The sequence below is a fragment of the Achromobacter sp. RTa genome, assembly GCF_000757485.1.
Taxonomy (GTDB): Bacteria; Pseudomonadota; Gammaproteobacteria; order Burkholderiales; family Burkholderiaceae_B; genus Achromobacter.
The window spans coordinates 1106886-1120484 of the sequence record NZ_JPYO01000042.1; the positions used below are offsets into that span (position 1 = coordinate 1106886).

Annotated in this window: 12 protein-coding genes; 7 read left to right on the forward strand and 5 right to left on the reverse strand. The window is 64.0% G+C overall.

The features are described from left to right. Positions 1 to 2: 2 nt before the first annotated feature. Together JL37_RS22590 and JL37_RS22595 are read right to left on the reverse strand one after the other, a co-directional pair. Positions 3 to 857 (reverse strand): ABC transporter ATP-binding protein, encoded by an 855-nt coding sequence (locus JL37_RS22590; RefSeq protein WP_052097526.1) that lies wholly within the window; start codon positions 855 to 857, stop codon positions 3 to 5. Positions 858 to 877: 20 nt separating this feature from the next. Next, entirely contained in the window at positions 878 to 1876 is a 999-nt protein-coding gene (locus JL37_RS22595; protein ID WP_043546876.1) for an ABC transporter substrate-binding protein, read from the reverse strand. A 278-nt stretch (positions 1877 to 2154) separates the two neighbouring features. Here JL37_RS22595 and JL37_RS22600 point away from each other — a divergent pair, with 278 nt between their 5' ends. The 5 genes from JL37_RS22600 to JL37_RS22620 are packed head-to-tail and all read left to right on the forward strand — an operon-like array spanning position 2155 to position 6223. After that, positions 2155 to 2724 carry a flavin reductase family protein gene (locus tag JL37_RS22600; protein ID WP_304413501.1) on the forward strand — a complete coding sequence of 190 codons (570 nt, stop codon included), beginning with the start codon at positions 2155 to 2157 and terminating at the stop codon, positions 2722 to 2724. 24 nt (positions 2725 to 2748) lie between these two features. Then, the gene (locus JL37_RS22605) at positions 2749 to 3792 is read left to right on the forward strand and encodes a peptidase M29 (RefSeq protein WP_043546877.1); all 1044 of its coding nucleotides are present in this window, start codon (positions 2749 to 2751) and stop codon (positions 3790 to 3792) included. Between the two features lie 34 nt (positions 3793 to 3826). Then, entirely contained in the window at positions 3827 to 5065 is a 1239-nt protein-coding gene (locus JL37_RS22610) for an acyl-CoA dehydrogenase family protein (RefSeq protein ID WP_043546878.1), read from the forward strand. Between the two features lie 10 nt (positions 5066 to 5075). Beyond that, entirely contained in the window at positions 5076 to 5918 is an 843-nt protein-coding gene (locus JL37_RS22615) for an alpha/beta fold hydrolase (RefSeq protein ID WP_052097528.1), read from the forward strand. Next, positions 5903 to 6223 carry an NIPSNAP family protein gene (locus tag JL37_RS22620; RefSeq protein ID WP_043546879.1) on the forward strand — a complete coding sequence of 107 codons (321 nt, stop codon included), beginning with the start codon at positions 5903 to 5905 and terminating at the stop codon, positions 6221 to 6223. Before JL37_RS22615 ends, JL37_RS22620 begins: the two co-directional genes overlap by 16 nt. Positions 6224 to 6235: 12 nt before the next feature. Here JL37_RS22620 and JL37_RS22625 read toward each other — a convergent pair whose 3' ends face one another. The 3 genes from JL37_RS22625 to JL37_RS22635 form a co-directional block, all read right to left on the reverse strand. Further along, positions 6236 to 8308 (reverse strand): bifunctional diguanylate cyclase/phosphodiesterase, encoded by a 2073-nt coding sequence (locus JL37_RS22625; RefSeq protein ID WP_052097530.1) that lies wholly within the window; start codon positions 8306 to 8308, stop codon positions 6236 to 6238. A gap of 31 nt (positions 8309 to 8339) precedes the next feature. Then, positions 8340 to 10052: a methyl-accepting chemotaxis protein gene (locus JL37_RS22630; RefSeq protein ID WP_043546880.1), complete on the reverse strand. Its 1713-nt coding sequence runs from the start codon at positions 10050 to 10052 to the stop codon at positions 8340 to 8342. 459 nt (positions 10053 to 10511) lie between these two features. Continuing rightward, complete coding sequence (locus JL37_RS22635) at positions 10512 to 11441, reverse strand: LysR family transcriptional regulator (protein WP_043546881.1); 930 nt, start codon at positions 11439 to 11441, stop codon at positions 10512 to 10514. A 327-nt stretch (positions 11442 to 11768) separates the two neighbouring features. Here JL37_RS22635 and JL37_RS22640 point away from each other — a divergent pair, with 327 nt between their 5' ends. Beyond that, positions 11769 to 12026: a DNA-binding transcriptional regulator gene (locus tag JL37_RS22640; RefSeq protein ID WP_043546884.1), complete on the forward strand. Its 258-nt coding sequence runs from the start codon at positions 11769 to 11771 to the stop codon at positions 12024 to 12026. Between the two features lie 179 nt (positions 12027 to 12205). After that, positions 12206 to 13543 (forward strand): 30S ribosomal protein S12 methylthiotransferase RimO, encoded by a 1338-nt coding sequence (gene rimO / locus JL37_RS22645; RefSeq protein WP_043547203.1) that lies wholly within the window; start codon positions 12206 to 12208, stop codon positions 13541 to 13543. Positions 13544 to 13599: the final 56 nt, after the last annotated feature.

The window sequence follows — 13599 nt, forward strand, 5'->3', positions numbered from 1 at the left end:
CGTCAATTGCCCATCGCTTCGTCCAGCTTCTCCCAGACCTTGGCGTGCAGGCGATGGAATGCCGGATCCTTCTGCAGCGACTTCACCGACCGGGGCCGGGGAAGATCGATGCGGACATCGGCCACGATGCGGCCGGGACGGGCGCTCATCACGATCACCCGATCGGAGATGGCGACCGCCTCCCCCAGGTCGTGCGTGACGAACATCACGGTCCTGGCCTGCGCCTGCCAAAGATCCAGCAGCACTTCCTCCAGCTGGATCTTCGTCAATGAATCCAGGGCTCCGAAGGGCTCGTCCATGAGCAGGATCGGCGAATCCATGCTGAAGGTCCGCGCCAGCGCCACGCGCTGGCGCATGCCGTGGGACAACTGCTTGGGATAGGCCTTCTCGAACGCCCCCAGACCCACCCGGTCCAGCAGCTTGCGCGCGATCTCGCGCCGCCGCGGCATCAGCTGCCCGCGGATCTCGCCGGCAAGCTCGACATTGGCGAGCGCCGAGCGCCACGGGCATAACGCATCCCGCGCCAGCATGTACGCAACGTCGCGGTTGCCAGCCTCCGGCGCCTTGCCCAGGACCTGGCACCGGCCGCTGTACATTTTGGCGGGAATCAGGCCCGCAGCGATATTGAGCAAGGTGGTCTTGCCGCAGCCGCTGGGCCCCACGATGGACACGAACTCGCCGGGCGCGATGTCCAGGCTGACGTCGTCGAGCGCCTGGACATCCCCGTTGAAGCGGATCGACATGCCGGCAAAGCCGATAGCGCGCGCCAGGGCGGCTTCCGGCGCGGCCGCGCCGGAAGCCGCCCCGCGACGCGGCGTCGCGCCGTCATGGTCGATCACCGATTGGTCTGCGTACATCCTCGACATGGCCCCCGACATCATGGCGCACCGCTGTAGACGATGCTCGAGACGCTGGGCTTGGACTCGATCAGGTGCTGCGCGGCAAGATAGTCGATGACGCCCTGGACCGCCGGACGGCTGAGCTTGCCGTCGCCCATCTGGGCAATGTCGTTGTCGACCCAGCTGCGGCGTACGCCCTCCGCATCCGGAATATCCCCGAGAGTCATGCTCGGCCCCAGGATTTTCATGACTTCCCCGCGGTTGCCGGAATCGCGGATCCAGGCGTTGGCCTCGCTCATCGCCGCGATGAACCGCCGCACCAGCTCCGGATTTTCCTCGATCATTTCCGAGCGCATCGCCATGGCCACGCTGGCTCCGTCCATCGCCTTGAGCTCCGGCGGCCACTCGACCGTATCGGCATCGAACACCAGCTGGCAGGTTTTGGCGACCACACAGATCTGCTTGAGCGGGTTCATGATCATCATGGCATCGACGCTCTTGCCCACGGTGAGCGCCGTGTACGCCGTCGAAGGCCCGCCGACCGGGATCACGGTGAAGTCAGACGGCTTCATGCCGGCAGCCTTCGCCAGGGACATGAAGTGCATCTCGGTCTGGGCGCCCCTTATGGTCACCCCGATGCGCTTGCCCTTGAGCTGCTCCAGGGTTCCTTTGACACCGGCCTGCTTCAGTTCCAGGTCGTTGCGCGCAACCAGCGATAGCGTCAGGGGTTGATAGCCGGCGTAGACCAACTGGATCCTGGCTCCTCGCGCAATGCCCATGACCAGGCTATCGGTCCCGACGAAGGCGACGTCGATGGACTTCCCCACCAGCGCCTGCAGCCCCAGCGGGCCGCTGTTGATGTACTTGATTTCGCAATCCAGCCCGTTGCGTTCGCACATTCCCGTTTTGGCGGCGACCACCGCCGCCGCGTTTCCATAGGTTCCTTGGTATTGCTGGATGACCACCTTGTCTCTCGCGTGCGCGGAGAACGCGATCGGAAAGAGGATTGCAGCGACTGCAGCGGAAAACTTTTGCATGGCTGTGCTCTTGAGGTTGCAAGGAAGAAGGGCGTATCGATGGCAGCCGGATTTTGACGTTCTATTATTGTTAACGCAGTTCCTATTTGTTGAACTGATTATAGGCAGCCTCTTTCGAGTGTCAATAGTGTTTCCCCGAAGTCCAGGCCTCTCCATCAATGCTCTCCGCAAGTTCGCGGCGGGCTTTTTTTCTTGACGCGCCGGAAATTGCTCTCATATCATGTTCACACTATCAGAATGTTGTTCACCATATCAGAACAATCTTCAGGAGGTGAAAAATGCAGACAAGCAACGACATGAGCACCTGCGCGGCGCCTGGCGGCCTGCTCCTGAGCACCGATTGGGACAAGCGCAGCCTGCGCACGACACTCGGCCGATTTGCCACGGGCGTGACCATCGTCACGACGCGCGGCCCGGACGGTTCCTGCATCGGCCTGACCGTGAACTCGTTCAGCGCCCTGTCGCTGGATCCCCCCCTGGTGCTTTGGAGCCTGGGCAAATCGCAAGGCAGCCTGGAGGCCTTCCGCAATTGCTCGCAGTTCGCCATCAATGTGCTTTCCGAATCCCAGATCGCCCTGTCGCAACGCTTCTCCAGTCCCATCGCGGACCGGTTCGCGGGAGTGGAGTTCGCCTGCTCCGATGACGGCATCCCCCTGATCGGCGGTTGCGCCGCGTACTTCCTGTGCAACAGCTACCAACACATGGAGCTGGGCGACCACCTGCTGTTCGTAGGCCAGGTCGAAAGGCTGGGCATGACCCGCGACCGCGCGCTTCTGTTCCATGACGGCGCGTACGGCATCCCAGCCTCCCACCCCGAATGGCGCCCGCAATCGCCGTCGGTGTCCTGAGGCGGCCCCGAAATGGAGACAGCCATGCTCGCTCAGCCCGAAGGAAAATGGATCAGCAGCTTCGCGTGCAACTTCGCGGCCTGCGGCATCGGTCCGGGCACCGAGGTCGCTCTGCTTTGCGAAACACAGTCGCGCGCGGCCAACGTGATGACCGCCAGGCTGGCGCTCGCTCAGCTGGGCGCGGCCTGCGTGACGGTCGAGGTGCCCACGCCGCCCCAGACCGAGATCGTCCCGGTGCGCTCCACCGGCGCGTCCGACGCCATCCAGCATTCCAGGGCGGTCATCGCCGCGCTGTCGAATGTCGAGGTCGTGGTCGACTGCACCGTCGAGGGCCTGCTCCACGCGCCCGAACTGCCGCAGATCCTGAAATCGGGCGCGCGGCTCATGATGGTGAGCAATGAGCACCCGGAAATCCTGGAGCGCCTGGGCACCGATCCAGAAATGGAGGCCCGAGTGCAGTCAGGCGTGGCGCTCATCCGCGCGGCCAGGCAGATGCATGTCACCTCCGATGCCGGGACCGACCTGCGCATCTCGCTGGAGAACTGCCCTGCCGGCGGCAACTGGGGGTATTGCACCTTGCCCGGCACGCGCTCGCATTGGCCCGGCGGCCTTATCGCGACCTTCCCCAATCCGGGCGGCGTCAACGGCCAGCTGCATCTGCGCCCGGGCGACGCCAATCTGACCTTCAAGCGCTACTTCGAAAGTGAAGTGGTGCTGACCATAGAGGATGACTTCGTGGTCGGGATCGATGGCAAGGGGCTGGACGCGGAACTGCTGCGCAGCTATTTCGCCGCCTGGAACGACCGCAATGCCTACGCCGTATCCCACGTGGGCTGGGGCATGAACCCGCGCGCGCGCTGGGATTCGATGGTCATGTACGACAAGGCGGACACCAACGGCACCGAACAGCGCGTCTTTGCAGGCAACTTCCTGTTTTCGACCGGCGCCAACGAGCATGCCGGCCGGTTCACCAAAGGTCATTTCGACATTCCCATGCGGGGCTGCTCCATCGCGCTGGACGGACGTCCGGTCGTCGAGCGCGGCCAGTTGCTGGGCGAATTGAAATAGCCGGCCTTCCCTTTCCCCACGGAGACAGCAGAACATGGATTTCGACCTCAGCAGCCAGCAGAAAGAACTCATCGGCGTCGCCCGCGAACTGGGCCGCTCCAAGTTCCAGCAACGAGCGTTCCACTATGACCGCACCGCCACCTTCCCCTTCGAAAACTACGCCGACCTGCGCGAGGCCGGCTTTCTCCGGCTGTGCGTCCCGGCCGAGTATGGCGGCATGGGCGCGAACTACCAGACCTACATGCTGGTGGCCGCCGAGATCGGGCGCTGGTGCGGAGCCACCGCGCTGACCTTCAACATGCACACCTGCGCCACGATGTACGCGGGCCAGATGCTGGACAGCTATCCGCTGTCGGAAGCGGAGCGCAAGGCGCAGCACATACGGCGGCAGCACCATTTCGGCCGCATCGTCGAAGAGGGCAAGCTCTACTCCCAACCCTTTTCGGAAGGCGGCGAGGACTGGACCCAGCGCCCCTACGCCACGTCCGCCCGCAAGGTCGACGGAGGCTGGCTGCTGAACGGAAAAAAGATTTTCGCGTCCCTGTCGGGCGCGGCGGACTTCCACGGGATCACCTGCACGGAAATCCGCAACGATGACCAACCGCCCACGTTCCAGGACACGGTCTACCTGGCCGTCGACCAGCACAGCTCCGGCTTCGAGATCACCGGAGAATGGGACCCGCTGGGCATGCGCGGCACCGTTTCGAGAACGCTGCTGATGAAGGATGTGTTCGTTCCCGAACGCGAACAGGTCATGCCCAAGGGCACCTACTTCGACATGCGCAAGCTTTGGCCCCATGGCTTCATTACGGTCAACCCCGCCTACATGGGCATAGCCGAAGGAGCCGTGGACTTCACCATCAAGTACCTGCGCGGTGAAATCGAAGGCATGCCGCCCGTCCGGCGCAGGCACTACCCGACCAAGCGCATGGCGGTCGCGCAGCTGCAGATCCTGCTGGAACAGACGCGGGCCATCTATCACCGCATCATCAGCGACGCGCGGCCCAACCCGGACAAGAACGACATCATCCGCATGTATGCCGGCCACTACACCGTGATGGAGAACAGCAATGCGATCTGCCAGCTCGCCATCCGCACCTGCGGGGGACAGGCCATGCTCAAGTCGCTGCCGCTGGAACGCATGTATCGCGATAGCCGCTGCGGCGCCTTGATGCTGCCGTTCACCGCCGAGATCTGCCTGGACCGCATCGGCCTGCTGTCTCTCTATTCCACGGAAGAGTTCGAGGCCATGACGCCTCCCAAGGCCGACTGAGGGAGCGGCCATGACCCACATGCAGGCCCTTCCCTTGCTCGATGCCCGGACCGGCGGCCGGCCGGCGATCGCGCTCTCCCATGCGGGCCGGGGAGAGCTGGTGCTGTTCCTCCACGGCGTGGGCGGCAACAGGACGAACTGGCTGGAACAGCTGCGGGCCTTTTCTCCCCATTTCCTCGCGGCCGCATGGGACATGCGGGGCTACGGAACCAGCGACGGCTATGAGGGCCCGCTGTCGTTCGCGGACATCTGCGACGACCTGCTGCGCGTCATGGCGTACTTCGGGGCCGAATCGGCGCATCTGGTGGGTTTGTCCATGGGCGGCCGAATCGCGTTCGACTTTCTGCGCCGCCATCCGGGCTCGGTGCGCAGCCTGACGATCTGCTCTGCCCTGCACCGCGCAAGCCAGATGCCGCCGCAGCGCCGCCGCGAGTTCCTGGACAGCCGCCTGCGGCCGCTGCGCGAAGGAAAATCCCTGGCGGATATCGCGTCGGCGGTCGCGCGATCCCTGGTCAGCGCCGGCGCCCCGCCCGGCGCCTATGAGGCGCTGGAGGAGAGCATGCGCCGGTTGCAGCCCGAAGGCTATATGAAGGCGCTGGAAGCGGTATCGAGCTATGAAGGCGAAATCGAGCTCGACGCGATCCAGGTTCCGACCCACGTGATCGGCGCGACCGAGGATTCGCTCGTGGACATCGCCGCCGTGCGCGCCATGGCGGCGCGGATACCCGGAAGCCGGCTCTCCGAAATCGAAGCTTGCGGCCATCTTTCCAATCTGGAACAGCCCGAGGCGTTCAATCGCCTGGCTCTCGATTTTCTGCTGGCGCAGGAGGGCATCCCATGCTCTACGAAATGAGGACCTACACGCTGAAGCCCGGGCAGACGGCGCGCTGGCTCGACCTCTACGAAGCTCACGCGTTGCCCGTCCTGCTGGCCACCGAAGGGATGACGCTCATCGGTTACTTCCGGACCGATGTGGGCCCGCTGAACCGCGTGATCCACATCTGGGCGTATCCGGACCTGGCCGCCCGGACGCGCGCACTGGAGTCGCTTGCCCGCAATCCCGCCTGGACTCGGGACTTCCTGCCCCAGGCCCACCCCTGCCTTGAGTCCCAGGAGAACCTGCTGATGTCGGGAGTGCGCTTCTCGCCCCTGCAATAGGCCGGCTCCCGCTCAGCCCCGAACGCTCGCCCCATCCGCCAGCGGCTCCGGCCTTCCGAACAGATAGCCCTGGAATGCCTGGCACCCGTGCTCCTCCAGGAAATGGAACTGCTCCATCGAGTCCACTCCTTCGGCCACGACGTCCAGTTCCAGGGCGCAGGCCAGGTCCAGGATGGTGCGCGCGATCGCCTTGCCCCGGGGATGGGTCATCAGGTCCCTGACGAAGGAACGGTCGATCTTGAGCTGATCGAAAGGCAGGTCCTTCAGGCATGCGAGCGATGAATAGCCCGTGCCGAAATCATCCATGGAAAAGCGTATGCCGATTTTCTTCAGCATCGTCATCACTTCCACGGGCTGCTCGGGCCGGGCATGGAACATGCTTTCGGTGAGTTCGAGCCGCAGCCGCCTCGGGTCTATTCCCGATTCCTCGACGAGGCGCTGCACCATGGCGGGAAAGCCGGGGTCCCGGATCTGCCGGGCGCTCACGTTGACCGAGAGACTCCATTGGGCTGTGAACGCATCGCCGCTCCAGGCTCGCAGTTGCCGGCAGGCGCTGCGCAGCACCCATTCTCCGATCTCCAGGATAAGCCCGGTCTGCTCGGCCAGGCCGATGAACTGATTGGGCAGCACCACGCCCCGTTGCGGGTGCAGCCAGCGGATGAGCGCCTCGTATCCCGTGACGCGATGGCGGGCATCGACCACGGGCTGGAAGTACAGGCGGAACTGTTCGCGCGCGATGGCCGCGCGCAAGTCCGCCAGCGTCGAGGCCCGCTGCAGGATGCTGTCCCTGAGGTCCGGGTCGAACAGGCTTGCCTGGTTCTTCCCTTGCACTTTCGAGCGGTACAGCGCCATGTCTGCGTGCTTGAGGATATCGCCGTCGCACTCGGCATCTCCGTGGAACAACACCACTCCGATGCTGGGGGAAGAGTGCACCTCAGCCAACTGGATTCGATACGGCCGGTTCAGTTCGCGCCGTATCCGCTCCGTCAGCGCGTGGGTTTGCGCGGCGGCTTCGGCCTCGTCCGGGCCAAGCCCTCCCACGATGATGACGTACTCGTCGCCGCCCGCCCGCGCCACGGTGTCGCCTTGCCGCATCAAGGCGCTCAGGCGCGCGCCCGCCTGCTTGAGCAGGTCGTCTCCGCTTTCGTGCCCAAGCGTATCGTTGACCTCCTTGAAGTTGTCCAGGTCCAGGAACATCAGGGCCCCGTACGAGCCCGACTGGGCGCAGGCCGTCTTCGTCTCGCACAGGCGCCGCTTCATCAGCCTGCGATTCGGCAAGCCGGTCAGGTCGTCGAAGAACGCGCGCCGCAGGCTTTCCTTTTCGAGGAGTTTGCGCTGCGTGACGTCGACCCGCAGGGAGATGTACTGCACCGGCTTGCCGGCGGAATCCAGGAAGGGCACGATGGTCGTCTGCACCCAATACAGCGAGCCATCCTTGGCCCGGTTGCAGATTTCGCCCGTCCATATCTCCCCCGAGGAGATGACTTTCCAGAGCTCCTGGAAGAATGCCGGCGGATGCGTGCGCGAATTGACGACCCGGTGCGTTTTCCCGATCAGCTCTTCCTGTTCGTACTGCGAGATCGAACAGAATTTCTCGTTGACCGACGTAATCACGCCGCGCGCATCCGTCACGGCCACGATGGCGTGCGCGTCCAGGGCGATCTTCAGGTCCGCCAAAGCATTGGCCGACGATCTCAGCTTCTGCCGCATCCGCGCGGACTCGGCATGGTCGGACACGAACATCAGCACGTCCCACCCGGCGCCACCGGTCCCGCCGGGCGCCTGTGGCAGCAGGGTGACGTGCTTGTGCGATTCCGACCCGTCCGCGTTCCTGGTGGAGAAATCAAGCTGGACCTTGTTCCCGCGCAACGCCTCGACCGCCGCCGGCGCCAGCGCCGCCCGCCAGTCGGGCGGCAGCAGTTCCATCGCCCTGGCGCCTTTCAGCGCCTCGGGCGGCAGGCCTGCCTCATGGCTGAACGGCAGGTTCGCATGCTTGCACTGCAGGCGCGGATCCAGCCAGGCCACCTGGACCGGCAAATGCTCCAGAACGGCCCATAACTGCATTTCCTGATTCGAAGCGATCAAGATTCAGCCCTCCAGGCGTGACAAGCCACCCTTAGAAGGTTTCCCAATCCGCGTCGCCCGCGCCCTGCAAGGCCGCGGCGGGGCCGGGCGCAGGCAGTGCGGACGGGCGTACGGCTGCGGGCTTTGCGCGAGACGCTGCCTGCTCCGGCTGGCGGCTCCGTTTTCCGGCCATGGCGGCCGGCGCGCCAGGCGGGAGGTTCCCCGCGTCCAGCCGGAACACGCCCACGGTGCGGACCAGTTCCTCGGCCTGGCTCCGAAGGCTGGAGGCCGCGGCCGACATTTCCTCGACCAGGGCGGCATTCTGCTGGGTCGCCTGGTCCATCTGGGTAACGGCTTCGCCTACCTGGCTCACGCCCGAACTCTGTTCGACGCTGGCGGCGCTGATTTCCCCCACGATGTCGGTAACGTGGCGAATGGAGGCGACGACCTCGATCATCGTCGCGCCCGCCTGCGCGGCAAGCGCGCTGCCTTGCTCGACCCGTCCGACGCTGTCGAGAATGAGGGTCTTGATTTCCTTGGCGGCCGTCGCCGAACGCTGCGCCAGCGCCCGGACCTCGGAAGCCACCACGGCGAACCCGCGGCCCTGCTCGCCCGCGCGCGCCGCCTCTACCGCGGCATTGAGCGCAAGAATATTGGTCTGGAAGGCGATCGAATCGATGACCTGGATGATGTCGAAAATCTTGTTGCTGGATTCGCTGATGTCCTTGATCGTGCCGACGACTTCGGACACGGCCTTGCCGCCGCGCTCGGCGGTCGCCGAGGCGTCTTGGGCCAGTTGATTGGCTTGCTGCGCGTTGTCGGCATTCTGGCGCACCGTCGCGTTCAGCTGCTCCATCGAGGCGGCCGTTTCTTCCAGGGCGCTGGCCTGGCTCTCCGTCCGGGCGGACAGGTCCAGGTTGCCCTGCGCGATCTGGGAGCTTGCCGCAGCGACGCTGTCCGAGCTGCCGCGCACCGAACGCACCACGCCGCGCAAGCCATCCTGCATCTTGCGCAAGGCTTCGAGCAGGACCGAGATCTCGTCCTTGCCACGGACCTCGACGGAACGCGTCAGATCCCCGCCGGCAATGGCATGGGCCGAGGCCACCGCCTGCTTCAGCGACGACTGGATGCCGCGTATCAGCATGGCTCCAAGGAGAATGGCGAGGCCGATACCCAGGAACGTCAGGCCGAAGGAGATGATCTCCACGATGACGTATCGCGCCTGCGCGGCGTCGTACTCGCTCTTGCCGGCGCTGAGCTGGAAGTCCGTCAGCTTGACGATGTCATCGCGCAGCGGCGCATACAGCTGCTCGTCTTTCTCGACCAACAGCCGCCTGGCGTCTTCGGCGCGCCCCCCGCGCAAGGCGCTCTGCGCGGGCAGGAGGTAGCCGTCCAGGAATATCCTGCGGCGGCCCTCGAAATCCTTCGCTATCGCCTGCTCTTCGGGCAACAGGTTGGTGGACTTGAACGCGGCCCAGGCCGAATCGATCCGCGCAACGCCGTCCGCGATCTCTTGCAACAGCCTCTCGGTTTCGCGCGGGTCTCCGATCGCGACGGCCCGCGACACCGAGCCTCGATTGCGCAAAAGCTGTCTCTGGACATCGAGCAGCTCGCCAAGCGCGAGCATCCTGTCTTCGTAAACCGCCTGGAAACCGGCATTGGTCTGGCGCATGCCATAAATCCCCGCCCCGCCGATGCCCATCATCAAGACGGAGAGCCAACCAATAATCAATGCCAGCCTGGTCGATATTTTTAAATTATTCATCCTGATTATCCTTGGAGCGGCTGTTCGGTCCGCTTTGATCGATCCCACGTTTATGTTTTTCATGCGCGACAGACGGCCTGGGCCGGACCTTGTCCGCACAAGGCCGTCACCCACCTGGATATTCGGAAATTCAGTTGACCGCGCCGCTGCCGCCCAGGGCCCCCGATCCTCTTCCCATCGGGTTTGGGCACTGCCGTCGTTTTGCAATTACGCTGGATGCCTGCCGGGCGGCCACCGCCTCGGCAAGGAAAGAAACAGCAACAATTGGTGAAAACAGGATGATAAATGCAGGGTAAACCCCTATGTGTCAATTTATCGATACATCAGCTGTATCGGTAAATTGACAGTGAAATACAATTTATTGCATTTCAATGACTTATATTGGTTTTGCGTTTCCCCGGCTCCGGAATTATCGACAATCGACATGGGCATAAATGTCGTTTTCAAACAGCATCCGGTCTAATACCTGTCGCTCCATCCCGGCATTACGTTTCTTTTTTCGACCAGAAAATCGATAAGCGCCCGCAGCCGCGCGGGCATTTGCGCGCGGACGGGAGCATAAATATAGAAACCGGGAAAAGGCCTGCACCATGGCCGCAGCACGCGCACGAGAGAGCCTTCGGCGATATGGCGCTGGACCACGAGGTCGATGTGCTGCATCAGCCCCACCCCTTGCAGCGCCGCGCGCAGCATCCCGTCGTCATCGTTGGTGGTGATGCTTCCGCGGGGTTCGACCGTAAATGCGTGGCTTTCGGGCGCGGGCGATGTGAATTCCCATTGGAAAACGGCGCCGCTGGCCAGCCTGTAGCGCAGGCAATTGTGCCGCGCCAGATCGGCAGGCGTCGCCGGCTCGCCGAACCGGTCGAAATAAGCCGGCGTGGCGACCACCGCCATTTCCAGGACCGGCGTAATCGGCACGGCCATCATATGTTCCGCCAGGCTTTCCCCGATGCGGATCCCCGCATCGCAACCGTCGGCGATGATATTCGCCAGCCCGTCGTCCATGACCAGTTCGAGATCCAGTTTGGGATAGCGCGAGCAGAATTCCTCCAGATGCGGCTCGATCAGGAGTTTCCCCGCCGCGCGGGACGTATTTACCCGGATCAATCCCGCGGGCTCGTGCCGGGCGCCATGGATGTCGTCCACCGCCCGCCCCACGGCGACCAGCGCCGGATACCAGACGTCGTAAAGCCGTTGCCCCTCTACGGTCAGGGACATGTCCCGCGTGGTTCGATACAGCAGCTTGACGTTGAGACGGCGTTCAAGGGCCTTCACGTTCTGCGAAAGATTGGCCCGCGAAACACCCATCTCCGCGGCTGCCTTCGTAAAACTGCGGTGATGCGCAACGTGAGCGAACCATGCCAAAGATGGAAGCAACGACGGATCCATACGCTCACTTCATATTTTGATTTTTGCGATATGACTATATTCCAGATTTCCGGGTTTGCATGGACCGGCATTTTTTGCCATTTGCGCGCGCGACCCGCTGATTAATAGAGTCATTATTTTTTCGTCCCTCCGGGAAAGGGGATGCGATGGCCGATGCCGCCGGGCGCGAACCTGTTTGGCGGACGGGGACTCCGGGCGCAGATCCCGCTCCCCGGCCGACCTACGGCAATGCCGTATAATTCCGGATTCGCCTTCGCCGCCATCCTGGCACGTGGGCCTGAACCCCTGGGATGCCGCATGCCGGCGCCACCCGACTTTTGAAGAGCCATGAAGAATGCTGCCCCGACAGCGCGCAGCGCACCGTGGCAGGCGTCGCATATCAGCGAAGCACGCAGCCGCGTGGGCCTGCCGCAAACGGATTTCGCTGAACTGCTGGGCGTGAGCGTACGCACTCTGCAGGATTGGGAACAAGGACGGCGCACCCCCTCGGGCGCGGCGAAGACCTTGCTGCAGGTGGCAATGCTGCATCCCGAGACCCTGCGAGAGCTGCCCCCGTGGCGCGCCCACGAGCACGCTGAATCTTGAGGCCTGCCGCCCCGGCCTCGCCCTATACGAACAACACATCCGCCGCGCAGCACGCTTGCCGCGCGTTTTTTTGGTGAACGATATTGGAAATCCTCGAAACCTCCCGGCCTGGCAAGGGCCCCGGCAAAGCCAACAGCGCTGACGCGAACGCCTCCGCCGCCTCCACCCTGGCCGACACCATCGCCGCCGCCAACGCCGACGGCCGGACCCCGCGCGTGGGGTTCGTGTCCCTGGGCTGCCCCAAAGCCCTGGTCGACTCCGAACGCATCCTGACCCAGCTGCGCACCGAAGGATACGTAGTCACGCCCGAATACAACGACGCGGACGTCGTCGTCGTCAACACCTGCGGCTTCATCGACAGCGCCAAGGCGGAATCGCTGGATGCCATCGGCGAGGCCCTGGCCGAGAACGGCAAGGTCATCGTCACGGGCTGCATGGGCGTCGAGGAATCGGTGATCCGCAACGTGCATCCCAGCGTGCTGGCCGTGACCGGCCCGCAGCAATACGAAGAGGTCGTGCGCGCCGTGCACGACGCCGCGCCTCCCAAGAAGGACCACAACCCCTACCTGGACCTGGTGCCGCCGCAAGGCGTAAAGCTCACGCCGCGCCACTACGCCTACCTGAAGATCTCGGAAGGCTGCAATCACCGCTGCAGCTTCTGCATCATCCCGTCCATGCGCGGCGACCTGGTCAGCCGCCCGGTGGGCGATGTGCTCAATGAGGCCGAGCGCCTGGTCAAGGCCGGCGTGAAGGAACTGCTGGTGATCTCGCAAGACACCAGCGCCTATGGCGTGGACGTCAAGTACCGCAGCGGCTTCTGGAACGGCCGCCCGGTAAAGACCCGCATGACCGAGCTCTGTACGGCCTTGTCCGAAATGGGCGTCTGGACGCGCCTGCACTACGTCTATCCGTATCCGCACGTGGACGAAGTGATTCCCCTCATGGCCGAGGGCAAGATCCTGCCCTACCTGGACATTCCGTTCCAGCACGCCAGCCCGCGCATCCTGAAGGCGATGAAGCGCCCCGCGTTCGAAGACAAGACCCTCGCCCGCATCAAGCGCTGGCGCGAGATCTGCCCGGACCTGACGATCCGTTCGACCTTCATCGTGGGCTTCCCTGGCGAAACCGAGGAAGACTTCCAGTACCTGCTGGACTGGATGCAGGAAGCGCAGCTGGACCGCGTCGGCTGTTTCCAATATTCGCCGGTGGAAGGCGCGCCCGCGAACCTGCTGGACAACCCCGTGCCGGACGAGGTCAAGCAGGAACGCTGGGAACGCTTCATGGAATTGCAGCAAGCCATCTCGACCGCCCGCCTCGAACGGAAGGTCGGCCGCGAGATCGACGTGCTGATCGATGAAGTGGACGAGGATGGCGCCGTGGGCCGCAGCAGCGGCGACGCCCCCGAAATCGACGGCTGCGTCTACGTCAGCTCGGACAAGCCCCTGAAGGCGGGCGACATGGTGCGCGCCCGCGTCACCGATTCCGACGAATACGACCTGTGGGCCGATACGGTCTGAATCCGGCCAACTGGGAAGCGCGCGCTGGAACCGATCTCCGGCAAGTGCGCCCCCCT

Excerpts from the sequence above, each read along its gene's own strand:
- JL37_RS22590 (WP_052097526.1), bottom strand. The coding sequence starts at position 857 with ATGTACGCAGACCAATCGGTGATCGACCATGACGGCGCGACGCCGCGT.
- JL37_RS22595 (WP_043546876.1), bottom strand. The coding sequence starts at position 1,876 with ATGCAAAAGTTTTCCGCTGCAGTCGCTGCAATCCTCTTTCCGATCGCG.
- JL37_RS22600 (WP_304413501.1), top strand. The coding sequence starts at position 2,155 with ATGCAGACAAGCAACGACATGAGCACCTGCGCGGCGCCTGGCGGCCTG.
- JL37_RS22605 (WP_043546877.1), top strand. The coding sequence starts at position 2,749 with ATGCTCGCTCAGCCCGAAGGAAAATGGATCAGCAGCTTCGCGTGCAAC.
- JL37_RS22610 (WP_043546878.1), top strand. The coding sequence starts at position 3,827 with ATGGATTTCGACCTCAGCAGCCAGCAGAAAGAACTCATCGGCGTCGCC.
- JL37_RS22615 (WP_052097528.1), top strand. The coding sequence starts at position 5,076 with ATGACCCACATGCAGGCCCTTCCCTTGCTCGATGCCCGGACCGGCGGC.
- JL37_RS22620 (WP_043546879.1), top strand. The coding sequence starts at position 5,903 with ATGCTCTACGAAATGAGGACCTACACGCTGAAGCCCGGGCAGACGGCG.
- JL37_RS22630 (WP_043546880.1), bottom strand. The coding sequence starts at position 10,052 with ATGAATAATTTAAAAATATCGACCAGGCTGGCATTGATTATTGGTTGG.
- JL37_RS22635 (WP_043546881.1), bottom strand. The coding sequence starts at position 11,441 with ATGGATCCGTCGTTGCTTCCATCTTTGGCATGGTTCGCTCACGTTGCG.
- JL37_RS22640 (WP_043546884.1), top strand. The coding sequence starts at position 11,769 with ATGAAGAATGCTGCCCCGACAGCGCGCAGCGCACCGTGGCAGGCGTCG.